The organism is Fusobacterium perfoetens, from assembly GCF_021531475.1.
In the GTDB taxonomy this organism is placed as follows: Bacteria; Fusobacteriota; Fusobacteriia; order Fusobacteriales; family Fusobacteriaceae; genus Fusobacterium_B.
The window spans coordinates 19,411-34,625 of record NZ_JADYTX010000003.1 but is presented as its reverse complement, the minus strand read 5'-3'; the positions used below and the strand labels follow the sequence as shown (position 1 = coordinate 34,625).

Annotated in this window: 22 protein-coding genes; all 22 read right to left on the bottom strand. The window is 28.3% G+C overall.

Annotation, left to right across the window (positions count from 1 at the left end):
• Positions 1–55: 55 nt before the first annotated feature.
• Positions 56–850, bottom strand: coding sequence for a radical SAM protein (locus I6E15_RS01325; protein ID WP_235243619.1), 795 nt, complete (start codon positions 848–850; stop codon positions 56–58).
• A gap of 1 nt (position 851) precedes the next feature.
• Entirely contained in the window at positions 852–1,397 is a 546-nt protein-coding gene (locus tag I6E15_RS01320; RefSeq protein ID WP_235243617.1) for a phage virion morphogenesis protein, read from the bottom strand.
• A 9-nt stretch (positions 1,398–1,406) separates the two neighbouring features.
• The gene (locus I6E15_RS01315; protein ID WP_235243615.1) at positions 1,407–3,569 is read right to left on the bottom strand and encodes a phage portal protein family protein; all 2,163 of its coding nucleotides are present in this window, start codon (positions 3,567–3,569) and stop codon (positions 1,407–1,409) included.
• Positions 3,570–3,574: 5 nt separating this feature from the next.
• Entirely contained in the window at positions 3,575–4,906 is a 1,332-nt protein-coding gene (locus tag I6E15_RS01310) for a PBSX family phage terminase large subunit (RefSeq protein ID WP_235243613.1), read from the bottom strand.
• Positions 4,896–5,567, bottom strand: coding sequence for a phage terminase small subunit-related protein (locus I6E15_RS01305; RefSeq protein WP_235243611.1), 672 nt, complete (start codon positions 5,565–5,567; stop codon positions 4,896–4,898). The genes I6E15_RS01310 and I6E15_RS01305 overlap by 11 nt, the downstream gene beginning before the upstream one ends.
• Positions 5,568–5,580: 13 nt before the next feature.
• The gene (locus I6E15_RS01300) at positions 5,581–6,237 is read right to left on the bottom strand and encodes a DNA methyltransferase (RefSeq protein WP_235243610.1); all 657 of its coding nucleotides are present in this window, start codon (positions 6,235–6,237) and stop codon (positions 5,581–5,583) included.
• Positions 6,201–6,887, bottom strand: coding sequence for a ParB/Srx family N-terminal domain-containing protein (locus tag I6E15_RS01295; protein WP_235243608.1), 687 nt, complete (start codon positions 6,885–6,887; stop codon positions 6,201–6,203). Before I6E15_RS01295 ends, I6E15_RS01300 begins: the two co-directional genes overlap by 37 nt.
• Positions 6,888–6,891: 4 nt before the next feature.
• Positions 6,892–7,770 (bottom strand): hypothetical protein, encoded by an 879-nt coding sequence (locus tag I6E15_RS01290; protein WP_235243606.1) that lies wholly within the window; start codon positions 7,768–7,770, stop codon positions 6,892–6,894.
• Positions 7,763–8,575: a ParB/Srx family N-terminal domain-containing protein gene (locus tag I6E15_RS01285; RefSeq protein ID WP_235243604.1), complete on the bottom strand. Its 813-nt coding sequence runs from the start codon at positions 8,573–8,575 to the stop codon at positions 7,763–7,765. The genes I6E15_RS01290 and I6E15_RS01285 overlap by 8 nt, the downstream gene beginning before the upstream one ends.
• Before the next feature lie 284 nt (positions 8,576–8,859).
• A complete protein-coding gene (locus I6E15_RS01280; protein WP_235243602.1) occupies positions 8,860–9,042 on the bottom strand; it encodes a hypothetical protein in 183 nt (60 codons plus the stop codon).
• A gap of 393 nt (positions 9,043–9,435) precedes the next feature.
• Complete coding sequence (locus tag I6E15_RS01275) at positions 9,436–9,657, bottom strand: hypothetical protein (protein ID WP_235243600.1); 222 nt, start codon at positions 9,655–9,657, stop codon at positions 9,436–9,438.
• A gap of 49 nt (positions 9,658–9,706) precedes the next feature.
• A complete protein-coding gene (locus I6E15_RS01270) occupies positions 9,707–10,045 on the bottom strand; it encodes a VRR-NUC domain-containing protein (RefSeq protein ID WP_235243598.1) in 339 nt (112 codons plus the stop codon).
• Complete coding sequence (locus tag I6E15_RS01265; protein ID WP_235243596.1) at positions 10,032–10,265, bottom strand: hypothetical protein; 234 nt, start codon at positions 10,263–10,265, stop codon at positions 10,032–10,034. Before I6E15_RS01265 ends, I6E15_RS01270 begins: the two co-directional genes overlap by 14 nt.
• Positions 10,265–10,540 carry a hypothetical protein gene (locus tag I6E15_RS01260; protein ID WP_235243594.1) on the bottom strand — a complete coding sequence of 92 codons (276 nt, stop codon included), beginning with the start codon at positions 10,538–10,540 and terminating at the stop codon, positions 10,265–10,267. The genes I6E15_RS01265 and I6E15_RS01260 overlap by 1 nt, the downstream gene beginning before the upstream one ends.
• Positions 10,541–10,611: 71 nt before the next feature.
• Positions 10,612–10,914: a hypothetical protein gene (locus tag I6E15_RS01255; protein WP_235243592.1), complete on the bottom strand. Its 303-nt coding sequence runs from the start codon at positions 10,912–10,914 to the stop codon at positions 10,612–10,614.
• Positions 10,914–11,462, bottom strand: a complete 549-nt coding sequence (locus I6E15_RS01250; RefSeq protein WP_235243591.1) for a dUTP diphosphatase — start codon at positions 11,460–11,462, stop codon at positions 10,914–10,916. Before I6E15_RS01250 ends, I6E15_RS01255 begins: the two co-directional genes overlap by 1 nt.
• Positions 11,462–11,587 carry a hypothetical protein gene (locus I6E15_RS10140; protein ID WP_268827897.1) on the bottom strand — a complete coding sequence of 42 codons (126 nt, stop codon included), beginning with the start codon at positions 11,585–11,587 and terminating at the stop codon, positions 11,462–11,464. The genes I6E15_RS01250 and I6E15_RS10140 overlap by 1 nt, the downstream gene beginning before the upstream one ends.
• Positions 11,580–12,083 carry a DUF3310 domain-containing protein gene (locus tag I6E15_RS01245; protein ID WP_235243589.1) on the bottom strand — a complete coding sequence of 168 codons (504 nt, stop codon included), beginning with the start codon at positions 12,081–12,083 and terminating at the stop codon, positions 11,580–11,582. Before I6E15_RS01245 ends, I6E15_RS10140 begins: the two co-directional genes overlap by 8 nt.
• 11 nt (positions 12,084–12,094) lie before the next feature.
• Positions 12,095–12,733 (bottom strand): hypothetical protein, encoded by a 639-nt coding sequence (locus I6E15_RS01240; protein WP_235243587.1) that lies wholly within the window; start codon positions 12,731–12,733, stop codon positions 12,095–12,097.
• Positions 12,723–12,971 (bottom strand): hypothetical protein, encoded by a 249-nt coding sequence (locus tag I6E15_RS01235; RefSeq protein WP_235243586.1) that lies wholly within the window; start codon positions 12,969–12,971, stop codon positions 12,723–12,725. Before I6E15_RS01235 ends, I6E15_RS01240 begins: the two co-directional genes overlap by 11 nt.
• A gap of 96 nt (positions 12,972–13,067) precedes the next feature.
• A complete protein-coding gene (locus tag I6E15_RS01230) occupies positions 13,068–14,315 on the bottom strand; it encodes a replicative DNA helicase (protein ID WP_235243584.1) in 1,248 nt (415 codons plus the stop codon).
• Complete coding sequence (locus tag I6E15_RS01225) at positions 14,315–15,121, bottom strand: helix-turn-helix domain-containing protein (RefSeq protein ID WP_235243582.1); 807 nt, start codon at positions 15,119–15,121, stop codon at positions 14,315–14,317. Before I6E15_RS01225 ends, I6E15_RS01230 begins: the two co-directional genes overlap by 1 nt.
• Positions 15,122–15,215: the final 94 nt, after the last annotated feature.

Sequence of the window (15,215 nt, the reverse complement as noted above, 5' to 3'; positions counted from 1 at the left end):
TTATAAGTGGTGGTTGTACTCCGTTTAAAAATGTTTGAAACATTTTATCCCTCCTTTAACAATAAAACACTGCGTCATAATCACAACAAGCCATTTCTTCTGTATTACTCATAGTTCTAATAAAATTATTCTGAATATCATCTTTAAATATACATTCAGTATTTTTAGAAACTATAAATTCATCAGTAAATATATTTCCTATAACCTTATTAGGGTCTCTATGACATTTTAAATAATCTCCATTCCAATTAATTATAATGCTTCTACAATTACAAGGAGTGCCTTTAGTTATTAGAGGTTTTAAAACTCTTATTCTTGGATAATTTAGATGTATTTTTCTCTCTATAACTTCAATTCTATTTAATAAATCTTGCGACCATTCCTCATAGAAATTACAGTAAATAGAAAAATCATTCCCATATTGTTCTAAAAACCAATCTAATTTTCTTTCAAGTTCCTCTAAATTGCTTTTAGTTAAAATAAATCTAAATTGAGAATTTTTATTTAATTTTTCATAGTTTCCAATACTTTTATTAGATATTAAATTTTGTATAGGATAACCTAATTTCTCTTCTAGTTTCCCAAACTCATTTATTAAAGTTCCATTTGTAGATATACTGAAATTATGTTTTTTAATATCAATTCTATCTAGTAAATAAAAAATCTTTTCTAAATACAGTAATGGCTCTCCACCAAATAAATGAATGTTATAACTTTCGTTATTCTTATTGATTTTTTCTATAATTTTATCTAAAACTTCTTGTGATATTTCGTTATTCTCGTGCTTTTGATAGCAATAATCACAATTAAGATTGCATTTAGTACCAAATATAATTTTTAAATTTTGCATTTTACTTTCCTTTCAACAAATACTTTCTAACCCAAGAAGCATAAATTTTCCGTTGATTATCACTAAATCCTATAAACTGTCTAGCAGGTTTATATCCCCAAGGTATATCCATTCTACGTGTTCTTCTAAATGCTCTTACATTCTCTCTTCTACCTCTTCTAGTTCTTGTAAATTCCCTTACGTTTTCAGTTACATTTACTGTTCCGAACTCTCCCTTTTTAGCTTCAAAGTTTTGGTAGGCTGCATACTCTTTATTACTTCCTACAATAGCCATTGTTGGAGTAACTTTTGCATTGATACTAGCTCTTAACTCTCCTGAATCAATTAGAGGTTTACTGCTGTTTTTTCTTCTTTGAGATATTGTAGCTTCTGATAACGGCTCCCAAGAATTACCATTAGGGTCTTTTGATTGCTTGAATCTAAAATCTACCTTTGTTTTCATATCTTCTGCTATTCTTCTCATCAGAGGAATTGTGTTCTGAGCATTTATTTTTAGTTTTTCCATACCACTGAGAAATAACTTGCTATTATCCGTTACATTAAACATTTTTACTCCCTATAAAGATAATTGCTCTAGTTTTTTAGTAACTTCTTTTTTCAGTTCTTTTACTTGTGTTTCTTTTTTTTCTAAAGATTTAGCTAAATTTTCAACTTGATTGCCTTTAAAATCTCCAAGTTCTTTCTTCAATTCTTTGATTTTATCGGTTAGAGTATTGCTTATAGTTAAACCATATTCCTTAACGTCATCTTTGCTTAAAGCGATTCTTCTACTTCTACAACCGTGATGATTTGGTGGTAGGAAGCTCTTCCAAAAACTATGATTTAAAGGATAAACCTTTCCGTCTAATGCTAGGCATAAATCAGTAGTTCTGTTATCTCCTACGGCGTCATACATACCATATGGTTTATATTTCTTATTAAGTTCTTGATTATAGAAAGTTCCTGCATTATATGAGGTCATCATATTATTTCTGTATATTAATTCCAAGTACCAAGGATTGTCTCCAAATCCTGATAAACTTAATATATTGCCTGAATCTTTTAACCAAGTTTTAAATGATTTCCCCTCTTCCAGAGCTGATAAAAGATTTTTATATAATGCTTTCGTGACTTCTAAACTTGTGCTTTTCTTTATGTAAAAATATTTTTCTTGAATACTTGCTGAAATATCATCTAACTTATCAAACAACACTGGTGTTTTCTTTAAAAAGAATTGTATAGCTTCTTCAGGTTTTATTTTAAAAGGATTTAATTCCTCACTTATAAAAATACCTGTTGATATTGCTATATCGTCCGTAATTCCTTTTAAAAAACTAATAAGCATTTTATCTTTAAAGTTTTGCATATTTAAAACTATATTTTCTAAATCATCTATTGTTTTAATTTTTTCTAATTGTTCTCTAAGTTGTGGTGAAATATCATCAAAGAACTCTCCAAAGCTATCTTCTATTTCTTCGAGAACTGTCGAGTTTTGTTCCTCAACTCTCTTCAATAGTTTATCTAATTTGGTTTCAGAGAACTCTGGTCCATTCGATATAGTAGGTAATATTTTTACCTCTTCTATATCTTTTTCATCTATTCCTAAATAATTAGAAAGATACCCTTTTGATAATTTATATCCTCCAGTAAGAAATTTATTTATATTATCCATTTTTAAAGATAATACTTCTTCTCTCTTTCTGTCTTTTACCTCTTTTTCTTCATCAGTAATAACTTTTTCTAGTTCCCAGTAAAAATCTTTAGGATTATATCCAAAGAAGCTAGAATCTAACTCTATAAGCTGATACAAGCTATCCGAAACAAACCTGCATATTTCTTCAACAACTTCTTCAAAACCTTGCCTATGCACCTCTCCGAGAGAATATGAGCCAGTTCCTCCTCCGTTGTCCATTGTTAATGTAGAGCCTAAAATATTTTGTACAATTTTTTCTTTTTCTATTTTTTCAAGTTCTGTATAAATACTAGGGTCTAAATCTGATAACTTAATGAAATCTATATTTTTCTTTAAATCGAATTCCTCATTAAAATCAACTGGTGCTCCAATGCTGTGAGATGAACCTATATTTTCAACCGACTTCCTTAGTTCCTCTCTTTCTTCTTCTTTCATATTTACATCATATGGGTATATAACAATAATATCTCCATACTTTTGAGAAATAGAAGTAAGTTGTCTTTGGTAAAGTTCTTTATTTAAGAATGTCTTATTACAGCAATCAAATATACTTTTACCTTTTGCATTTTTAGGGTCCCATTTATGTATCGCTAATAAGAATTTTTGCTTGTTTAGTTCTACTGTTTCGCTACCTATTTTTAACTTCCATTTATTTTCTTTAAAATCATATGTAATAAGGTCAAATGGTATAGGTATTAGAGTTTCTATTGTGAAATCCTCATTATAAATTATCTCAAAACAAGAAAACCCAAAGTATCTTGCTGTTATAAGATGATTTATTATTCTGTTGAATTTAATTCCTGAAAATCTTTGTTGAATATCTTTTTCTACCTCACTCAATTCTTGATTTCTTGTTCTTGGAATAAGTTTTCTACTAGCAACAGCCCTTTCAAGTTTTTGTGTTGCCGAAGCTATATCTACATCTTTTAACATTCTTTTTATAATTTCCTCATCTTTTTCATCATATGAAATAGGATATTTATTTGTTAGCTCTATTACTTTAGATACAATCATATCTTTTTTAATTTTCTTATCTATTTTTCCCACCTCCTTTAATTAGTAATATACTTAAATTTCTCTCTGCTAACACCTTTTTTAAGCATTAGTTTTTCAACCGAATATCTCCAAGCGTCCATTAAGTGATTGTATTCATCTATTGGTTTATTTAATGATTTACCTGTCTTTTTATCAACAGCCCATACGTAATTTTTTATCTCGATAATAAAGTTCTTACATCTAGGGTGTATATATACCTTATATCCTTGTAAATATTGAATACCAAATATAATACTGTCTGGTCCTTTGAAAGCACTTTTAATTCTCGGAATACCATTTCTTTTTAACCATTTTATAGATTTTTCTTCTGCACTATCAGCTGTAATTTCTGACTTTGAATATCCTTTGTACTCTATAAGATTTTTTATATCTTCGTTGAACATTCCAACTTCGTAATGCTCATCAAATACATAAATTTCTTTTGCTGTTTCGTCTACTAGACTACATATAAGAGCAGTAGGGTCATTACTAAATCCAAAGTCTAGACCTAAGCAAGTTTTAAATCTTTTGGATTTTATAAGTTCATCTATATTAAATTCTTGTATCTCCCAACGATAAAATATAGCTCCCTCACATATACCCCAATTACCATTACCCTCAATTTCAAATCTTCGAGGGTTTTCTTTTTCCATAGTTCTAAAAACCTTTAGGTCTGATTCATCAAGAAATTCATTAGCTCTAAAATTAGTTGTCATTGTTAGAACTTCATCATCATTCCTGTGTATTGCAAGACCTTTTTTTATCAAATTTTCTCTATCTTCTATTCCAGTATTGAAAAACCTTTCTTTTAACCAATGAGTTTCAGCCCAAGGATTGAACGTCCCAGTTATCTGTTTAAATAAATTACTCGGTATAGCTCCTCTAATAGACATATCAATTTTATTGAAATCATCTTCATTTTCTATTTGATACATTTCTTCAAACCATACCCAACATAAATATCCAACATCTACTGTAATAGAAGTTATTTTTAAAGGGTCATCTAGTCCTCTAAATATAATTTTTTGTCCAGTTGGTAAATATGTCATTTCCATTGGAGATGTGGTACATTTCCATAAATGGTAAACTTTAAGACGTTTCATTGCTATTTTTAATTGCGCAAATGTACTTCCTCTATGAGTTTCAAAAACTTTTCTAACAACTAATAAGTTACTGTCTTTCAGTTCCATTATATGAGCAATAAACCAAAGAGCTGTTGTGTAACTTTTCTTGCTACCTCTTCCACCTTTTACAAGCCTATATCTTCCTTTGTAGTTCCAAAATGTCTTGTATCTTTTTCCTACTATTTCAGGTAGGTATACATATTCTTTTTCTTGATTAATCTTCAAGTTCGTCCCCTCCTGCTATAAATATAGGTTTACTTTTCTCTAAATCTTTATCTTCTTTATCTTGTCTTATATACATTTTCATTTCAGGAAGTCCTAAGAATTTAGATTGTAGCTCTGTGGCTTCTCCGATATTTTTTATAGCTGTGTTATAGTGTTTGAGATTTGCAAAAGAATTTTGTAGTACATCATTTAAGGTTTTCTCTTTTAAATAACTAAGAGATTTAATAGTCTTTTTTCTTTCTGATATATGTTCCTCACATAATTCATCTTGTAATCTCTTATATACTCTTTTCATAAATTTTTCTTGTTGCTCTAGCCAATTCTCTTTGGCTGCAATATCCCTAAGACTACTATAATTAATGTCGGTTTTTGTCGAAGCTTCTTTTATTGTGCTTCCTTCTTCAACCATTGATTTTGCTTGTTTTATGAGCGATTTTCTATTAGTAACGTTACCATTGCCATTAGTAATGTTACTATTTGTATTATTAGTAACGTTACCATTATCCCATTCATCTGTATTCTTCCATTTTCTGATAAGAGATTCACTTTTATTTAATATTTTTGCTATCTCTTTTAATATTCCCTTAGGAGCTTTTCTTCCTCCTGCTTCTTTCCATAAGGTGTATGCCTTTTCTCTAGCAGGGTCTCTTATCCTTGCCACTTCATCACCTCTTTTAAATAAATGTTTCTATATTATTTTCGAATTCTCCAAACTCGTTTTTTATTTTTCTTATATTACCTTTATAGAAAATTAAAATGTTTTGATGTATCTTACATATTTTTCTTGACGAATTAAATTGTCCTCCTGCTCTTATAGGAGCTGTACCTGCAGGTTCAACATAAATTACTTGGTTATATAAATTAAGACCTGCCTTTTTAAATGCTTTCACTGTATCTGATATAAAATCTCTATAATAGCCTTGTTTATCTCTTATATCTCCAACAACAAAAATAGCAAATCTATTATCTTTTAACTTTAAAGTAAATTTTTCTATTATATCCTCATACAATTTTAAAAACTCATCATATTCTTTATTTGATATATCTCCCTCTAAATCACTATACACTTCTAAATCAGCATAAGGTGGGCAACTGAATAATAAATCATAATCATTATCCAAGTTGTATTTTTCTATATTTCTGCTATCATCACATATGTATTTAGGACTTAAATTTAAAAACTTGCATATTTTTTTATTTTGCGAAATTTGTTCTTGTCTTATATCAAAACCTGTGTATTTATACCCAAGACTTTCAGCAACAGCACCTCTTACAACTCCACCACTAAAACAATCTAGTATCTTGCCCCCCCCCCCGTCGGCATAAACCACTGATAAAAGACTTCACAAATTGCACCATCAAATTCACTAGTTCCATACATTGTTCCTATTAAATCTTTTGCTCTACCTTTTTTACTATCAAAATAATTTTTCCATTTATTTTTTAAATCTACCCAAGGAGAAGCAGAGCTATTTATAACAGAGAATGGGGGTACTATAAATTTTCTGTTCAAAGCTCCCTTGCTTTCTTCTTCTAGCTCATACCTATCTTTTAAAAGTTGGCTTTCCGTATTTGTATCAAATATCTCTTTAAATTCATCTTCACTAAATCCTGTCATTAATAAATCATAATTTTCATTCTTTAATGACTTTAATTCTTCTTCCAGTAATTCAATGTCAAAATCGGAGTTCATTGTCAACTTATTATGTGCTAGCATATATGCTTTTTCTTGTGCAGGTGTTAATCCCTTAAGAACTATGCAAGGAACTTCTTTTAGTCCCATTTTTTGTGCAGCTAACATTCTTCCGTGTCCCTCTATAATTACCATTTTTTCATTAACGGCTATTGGGTCGTTAAAACCAAATTCTTTTATACTACCTATAATTTGATTTACTTGTTCCCTTGGGTGTAACTTAGCATTATTCTCATAAGGAATTATCTTGTCTATACTAATCATTTCAATTTGTAAATCTTTTATCATCTAATCACCTTTTCTTATAAATCTCACTTATAATATGAGGAATAGTATTGACCCATTTTATTTTGTGATGTATTCTTGATTGACTAGGACCATTTATTAGTGAAACTTTTACAGATGAGGGTTGGAACAATACCGAGTAGAAACTTTTTATATAAGTTCCATTAGCTTTGTATATGTCAGTCATTCCACCATTATTTGTTTGTGTTACCTTTTGATTAAGCATTACAAATGGGAATGTAAAAAATAACATACCCTTACTAGCTTCGTGAGTATATGTATTAACATCTTCATTAATTCTACCTTTGAAAGTAAATTTTCTGTGGACCGAACATAAGAAAGAGTTCATACATTTTCTTTTAGCTAGATTACTTTTTAATAAAGAACAACTAACTCCACCAATAAAATCTCCACCTTGTGCGAAAGATATTGCTTTTAAGTTAGGGACCTTTTTATAAAAATCTAATAAACTTTTTATATGTCTATCTAAATTTTTAACACTTTTATGTGTGAAATTTTTATTTTCATCTATTCTTATAGAAAAACTTGTATAATCATCATCAAGTTGCATAAAATAGTCTAAGCCTAATTTTTCAGCTACATCAAATACAGCATTTCTTGCATAAACAATAGCTCTTCTATCTTCAAAATTATCTGCTTGGTCAAAAGTTTTAGATATAGCTAGTTTGTCAAACATAATTACTTCATCACCATATTTGTCATAATAGCTGTCTGCCATCTTATCCTCATTGTCGATGAGTAAATATATCTCTCCAGTATATCCGTGTCGTCTAACGGTGTCATACGTAACTACATTGTCAGGTCTTCCGTGAGTAAGAATAAAAATAGCGAACTTTTCTTTTTTCCAATCTATTTCATTACTCATCACAATCAGCTCCAAACTCTTGCATTGTCTCTTTAGACATTTGAACAAAACCATTCTCAATAGCTTTTTCAAAATCAATTATTACAAGTGCTGAATTTTCCATTAATTCTTGTGTATTTTTATCAGAGTTAGCATAATAATCTGCTATTTTTTCATAGTTGAATACAATGTGCCTTGTTGCTGCGAACTTTAAAAACTTTTTCTCTTCTTCTGATATATCTTTTCTATTTTCTATCTCCTCGATAAGTTGATTGTATTTGGTATAATCAACCATTTCAGAGATTTCAGGTTTCTCATTTTTAGGCTCATAAATTGGAGCTTCTATTTTTAATGAATAATCGTTATCAAGTCTATCTTTTTCTTCTGTTTCAAAATCTTCAAGTTCTTGTTTGCTTTTTTCCAATAAATCATCAAGTTCTGAATTTGTGAAACCAGTTAGACCTAAATCAAAGTTTTGTACTTTTAAAGAGTTTAGTTCATACTCTAACACCTCTAAATCAAATCCAGTGTTCATCGTTAATTTGTTATGAGTAATAATGTATGCTCTTTTTTCATCTTCTGATAAACCTTTCAAGTATATACAAGGAACTTTTTTCATAGCCATTCTTTTTGCTGCCAAATATCTTCCGTGCCCTTCAATTATTTGGTTGTCCTCATCTAGTGCCAAAGGGTCGTTAAATCCAAAAGCTCTGATTGAATTAGCTATTTGTTCAACTTGCCAATCTGGGTGTTCTTTAGCATTATTTTCATATTCCTTGATGTCATTTACAGAAATATAATCAACCCTTAATTTTCTTTCTATCAAATTTCACACCTCCAATTTTTTGTTATAAAAATAAAAAAAGGTAGACTAAAAATAACTGTTTTCCAGTTTAAATTTTTAATCTACCCGATTAAGTCACGTTTTTTCAACGGTTATATTCAATTGTCTTTGCCTGACTTACAATACACTTGTAAGAAAATAGCTCTAAATTTATGAAATAATTATATCATACTTTAGTATAAAAATCTATAATATATTGATAATAAAAGAATAATATAATTTTGTGGAAATTTTATTTCGCTCTATAAAAAAATATAGTGACTTTTTTATTCCCCTTTAAGTTCCTTTTCTCTATCTATTATTAATTTTTTAAATTCTTCTAAATCTTCTATTAAAATTTGCTTTTTTAAAAAATTTCTTGCTCTGCTTCTATCTGAAAGGTATTTAGTTCTTTCAGGATTTTTTTCTGCCCATTTTTTATTTGCTCTTTTCTGACACTCAGCTACCATTATGCCTCCTTTTATTTTAATATAATCACTAAACTAATAACTGTTATTAACCAAATAATAAATACTATTGTTATAAATGTCTTGTATTCTTTTTTCATATTTGTTATAATTGAGGTGGGGAGTTAACCTACTCCCCAAGGTCTTGGAATATTATCTAACTAAGATGTATGCCATTACTATAAAAGTTAGATTGTTTATTAATATTACCAAGATTATGAATCTTAGAGAAACTGGAAGGGAGTTTATTATTCTTTCCAGTTTTTTTAGTAAATCCCTCAATTATTAAACCTCCTTTCTTATTTTTTATAGCTCCTTGCTACACATATATTATACTATGCAACGTATTAAAAGTCAACACTTTCTTAGAAAAAAATAAAAAAAACTACCAAAAATTTAGTAGTTTTTATCATTTAAGTTATAATTTTTTGTAGGTTTTTTTCTTTTTGTAAATCCTTTATATTTTATATCTTCCTCTTTTTTTATTCCTGATATATATCCATCTTCATCAATTTTGATTTTTATCCATTTATCGTTATATATCCCCTCGTTAATTTCTTTTATCATTAAACGTAAAATACTATTATTGTGTTTAACTATACTACTGTTAATAGCCATTTTTCCTCCATAATTTAACGAGGATATATAAACATACCCTCGCTTTGTTTTATCTCGCTATATATTTCCCTAGGACGTTTTTAACATCATCTATACTACGTACTACGTAGTATTCAAAGCCTTGCTTTAAGAAAGATTTTTCAATTTCCTTTTGTTCTTTTGTTTGATAACCTTTTTCAGATTTAACCTCTAAACCGATAAATCTTTTATCAGCTAGAACAACTATATCAGGAAATCCTTTCTTCTGTCCTTTTGCTAGACTTCTAAATTTCTTTCCTACTGGGTCATATACTGGGTTGTTATTACTTCTGTGGAAGAATAATCTTCCTTGTTTCTCTAATATATTTAAGTAATCAATTATTCCTGACTGGATTTTACTTTCCAACATTTTTCTTTTTCTCCTTATCGTACTCAATTCTTTTATCTAATATTTCAAGTAGTTTTACTCTTAATTCTAATTCTTTTGACATTAATGTAAATTGTTCCGTGTCTATCTCTCTGAAATGAATTGGAACTCCTGCTTGTTTAGTCAAGAAATTATGTATTCTATTTATTTCTTGAATAAGTTCTTCTCTGTCTTTTAATAATTTTTCGAAATGTTTTCCCATTACTTCACTTCCTCGTAATTCTTGTTAAAATTCTCATTACTACAAGAGAAAATATAATCTTTATTTTTAGCTATATAATCTCCCTTTGGAACTCTGATTGTATTCTTATCTATTTTAAATTTTAATACAGGTTTGTTTTTGTCTGAATAATCAACTTTTATTTCTTCAATCCCTGAATTACTTAGAAAATTGTTAATCTCTTCAATATTTTTAGCTGTATCTTCGAATTTGATAGCTTGTATTTTAGGCATTCTTTTTTTATAATTTTTAATCATATCTTTCTCCTTGTTTTTTATTTCTAATTTGATAATATATTCGCTGTCTTGTGTATTAAAAACTATTAACCCTATTTTCTTTCCCTTTTTACTTCATATCTAAATTTAGCTTGTTTTTTAGCTTTGTAATATATCATACTGTTAAATTTAAACAGTTCGCACCGATTGTTGCATTCTCTATAAGTTCCATCTTCACAAGTTCCGTTATCTTGTAAAAAATCTTTTTCAAAGTATTTACAATTTTCACAAGTTTTAGGATATCCCCATAATATTTCCTTTTCTAAACTCTTTATTTTTATATTTTTTTTGCAATGCCTATAAAAAACATAAATTCCTATTGATATAATAAGTCCACCTATAATATAATCTATCATTATTTTTCAACTCCTTTTAAAGTCCAGTCCTTTTTTATTCTCTCCATATTCTTTTGCCATTTTCTGTAATAAATAGAATATACTTCATCTTGACTTATAGAATAAGCTCTATATAAATCAATTAAGTATACAAAGGCTCTCCAAATATCATCACGAGATACATTTCTTATTATTCCAAGCTCCAATCCATCTGAATAATCTATCCTGCTTTTATCTTTGAATAAAGTATCCCAGTTGTTTATAAAAAATCTCAAATCTAAGATAGAGTTATCTCTTATACTTTTGTTTACGAATTGTAAAAAGAAAAATAATATATCAATAGATTCTTCTTTTAAATTTTCCTCATTAAATTCTTTTTCTTTCCAAGTTTTATGTGAGAATTTTGTTTCCTCATTGAATTCTATTACCTCTGCTATTATAGACATTTTTATATCTTCGTATGTTCGGTGCCTTGGTTTAAATCCATTCTCTCTTGGTCTATCTATTGTTTCATCTAATAACGCTTGCAAGTTTAATAATTCTTGAAAACTTTTAGGCTTTTTCTCCATTATTTCTCCTTTTTAGTTATTTTTTTTCTTAATTTATCAGCTAAATGCTCAAATACAATCCCTATGATTGATATTCCTATTCCTAATAATGTGAATATTAATAAATCTTTTAAATCACTACTCATTTTTATTTTCTTTCCCTTTCTCCTCTATACACCAATCTAAATATTTTCTAGCTTTCTTATAGTCCTCTAAACCATTTTTCTTCTCAGCTCTCATTACATATTTAAGAATATTACCTACACAATCAGCTATTACACCATTCTTTATACCTCTAACAACTGCAAATATAACATCAATACTTTCTATATCCAGTCCCTCTAGTTTATAGTGATTTGGACTGTTTACATTATCTTTCTCTTTCAACTCTTTTCTAAGTTTAGAGGAATTATCTTTTTGTTGTAATTCTTCTTCTAGAGTTTTTATTTTTTCATTTAGAGAATTTGTTTCTAATACACGTCTTTTTAATTCGTTGTTTTTCTCTTCTAACAATTCTTTCTTTTGGTTTAGGTGAGCTATTAAATTTTCTTTATAAAACTTTAACTCGCTAATTTCTTTTTCTTGGTAAAATATCATTTCTGACATAGTAACTAAAATTTTCTTAGAATCTTCATTTAACATTTACTCTCCACCTACCAAAATACTTTTTCTAATGTTCTCTCAAACCAAGAACGTTTATTTTCTAGTTTCATCTCTAACTCGTGGATTTTATCTTCTAGCTTTTCTTTTGACTTTTCTAATCTATTTGAACAAGTTTCAAGTTTACTATTATCGTCTTTTAAATTTTTTATTAAGCAATCAGATTTGCATAATTTATTTTTAAGTTCTAAAATCTCATCTTTCAAAAGAATTTTTTCGTCTTTTTGATTTATTATTTTATTTTGTAAATTGTTTATGGTGTCCTTTTGGGAAACTATTTCTTTTTTAAACTCCTCAATAGCTTTTTTATGTATAAAATCATCTTTCGTTATGATTGAGTTTTTCTTATTTAGTTCTTCGTTTTCTTTTTGATAATCTTTCAATTTGTTGCTTTTCTTATTGATTTCTAATTCACGACTGTGTAAATCTTTTTCCAACTGTTTTATCTTACTGTCTAATTCTTCGATTTTTTTCAGTTGTTCTTTATTAACTACTTCATAGTAAATCTTATAAAGAGCTTCTATACAATCATCATTGCTATTTAATTTTCCAGTGTTAATCGTTACTCCAAATCTAGTTTTTAACTCTGATACAAGCCATCTTAAAGTATCTCTTCTATTGCTAGTTCCCATTTTTTCCCTCCGTATTATATTTACAATCCTCAGGATTGTATTTTTTTAAGTAGAATTCGTTAGTTACTTTTTCATTTACATAATGATAAATTGGACATTTATATTTATGTCTACATTTATCATTTGCACAATATTCATTCATTGTTTTACCCTCTCCTTTAACTATTTGGTACATTGTATCTACTGGAGTTTTAGAAAATATGCCTCTAAAAATATCAACTCTAACTATTTTTTTCATTTTCTGAAACTCCGTTTTAATTTTCTTAGCTTAAGTCTATCAAGTAGAATTATTGTAGGTTTATTAGCTAGTTTTTTCTTTTGTTCAAGAAGTTCCTTAATAGCTTTCATATACTCTCTGTACTCCTTTTCGAAACTTAAATAATATAGTTCCTAACATTCCATTTCTATTTTTAGATATTGCAACTTCTATTTCTCCTTTAGCCTCTGTACCCTCGTTGTAGTATTCATCTCTATAAAGCATTAATACAATACTTGAATCTTGCTCTATTTGACCTGATTCTCTTAAATCCGATAGCATAGGTCTTCTATTAGCTCTTTGCTCTACTGCTCTTGATAATTGAGATAGTGCAATTACTGGAATGTCAAATTTCATTGCTATTCTTTTTAACTCTATTGAAATGTTAGTTATCTCTCTTATTCTGTCAGCTGTTCTATCTGCACTTTTTAATATTTGCAAATAGTCAATCATAATATAATCAGGCTTTTTATCTTCAACCACATTGTAAATATCGGTCGTTGAGAAGTTTCCACTGATAATATCAATATACGGAGAGTATTCTTTTTTTATCTCCTCACAAGCATTTGTAATTCTGTTATGTTCTTCTTTTGTGATAGATTCCCAACCCTCTTTATTCATAAATTTAATCATTAATACATTGGACATTTGAGATATTATTCTCTCCATTAACTGTCCCTCTGACATTTCTAGTGAAAAGAATATCCCTTTGCTTTTGTTTTTTGCTAGTTCTAGCATATAACTCAAAGCAAAGGCTGTTTTTCCCATTCCTGGTCTTCCTGCTATCACAATTAAATCTCCACCAGTCATATTTATAGCTTTGTTATATCTCAACCAATTTCTAGTTTTTACACTGTTGTTTAATAATTTCTTGTCTATATTCTCAAAGAATTTATTAACCATTTTTCCTATATCAACAACTTTTATTGATTGAGTTTTTTCAAATACGCTTTTCATATTATCAAGTTTTTGAATAATATCCTCAGTATCATCATTTGTGCTTATGTATTTAGCTTGTGCCTTTACATATTCCCTTTTGACATCTTGTAGAATACTATCTTTTGAGCTGTAATAATATGAGTTTCTTGTAACTTCCTCATCTTTTAAAACTTCCCATAAATATTTCTCATCAAAACTCTCTTCAACCTTGACTATAATATTTTTTTCTAGTGCTTGGTATATCTTAGTGATACCCTCTTTATACCAAGGATTGAACACATCTTTTGTCTTGTATAATTCTGTTATAAAGTCCTTTTCAATCATTTCAGGATTAGTAGCAAGTTTTAAAACAATAATTTTATCTAACATATGAGCCATTTTATTCATTAGTCCTCAACCTCCCAAGGATTTATATCTCCGATTATTCTTGTAGCAGGAGATTTTATTTCTTGTGGTTTAGAACTAATTTTATTCTTATACTCATCAGCCATTATCCTATCTAGCATAACTTTTTTAGAGAAATTAGCTGTACTTGGTTTAGTTTCTAATTTCCCCATTAAAAAATCACTCTCTTTAATTTTCTGAATGAGGAACTTAATATCATACTGTGATTTAAGAGTGTGAATTATATTAGCCATAAGATTATCAACAATATTCATTCCCATACCTGTTGCTTTAGATACTAATTCTTTATATTCCAAAAAATTATTTTTAAAATCGATTGATGAAACGTCTAGTTCTTCATCAATTAAATTTTCTTCAGGCATAGTATATATATTATTATCATCTATCTTATTATTTATATTATTATTTATATTATTATGTCTATTTTTTTGACTACCCTTATCAAATTTTTTGACTACTTTTTCATTGTCTTTTTGACTAGTAGTCAAATTTTTTGACATCTTATCAATTTCTTCAATATTACAAGAATATTCACAAAATTTTATATTGTTTATTACTTTTTCGGTTTTCTTAATAAGTCCTTTTTCTACTAAACTTTTAAGAGTGTTTATAACTGTTTGTTTGCTTGCGTTTAGCCATTTCTCAAGATAACTTAAACTCCCTCTGAATGTTTGTCCCTCTTCTTGAGAAAATCCATAGATAATTGCATACGCTAAAAGTTCGTTTCCTTTTAAATTTAAGTCTGTAACCATAAATCCTTGAATTAATATATAATTCTCTTTTTTCATTACTCCTCCTTGCCAGGAGCTATTGCACTAGACCCCTGTTTTTTTATAGTTTATTCGTACCCACCAAGACTATTAAGTCTAGTGCAAATAATCT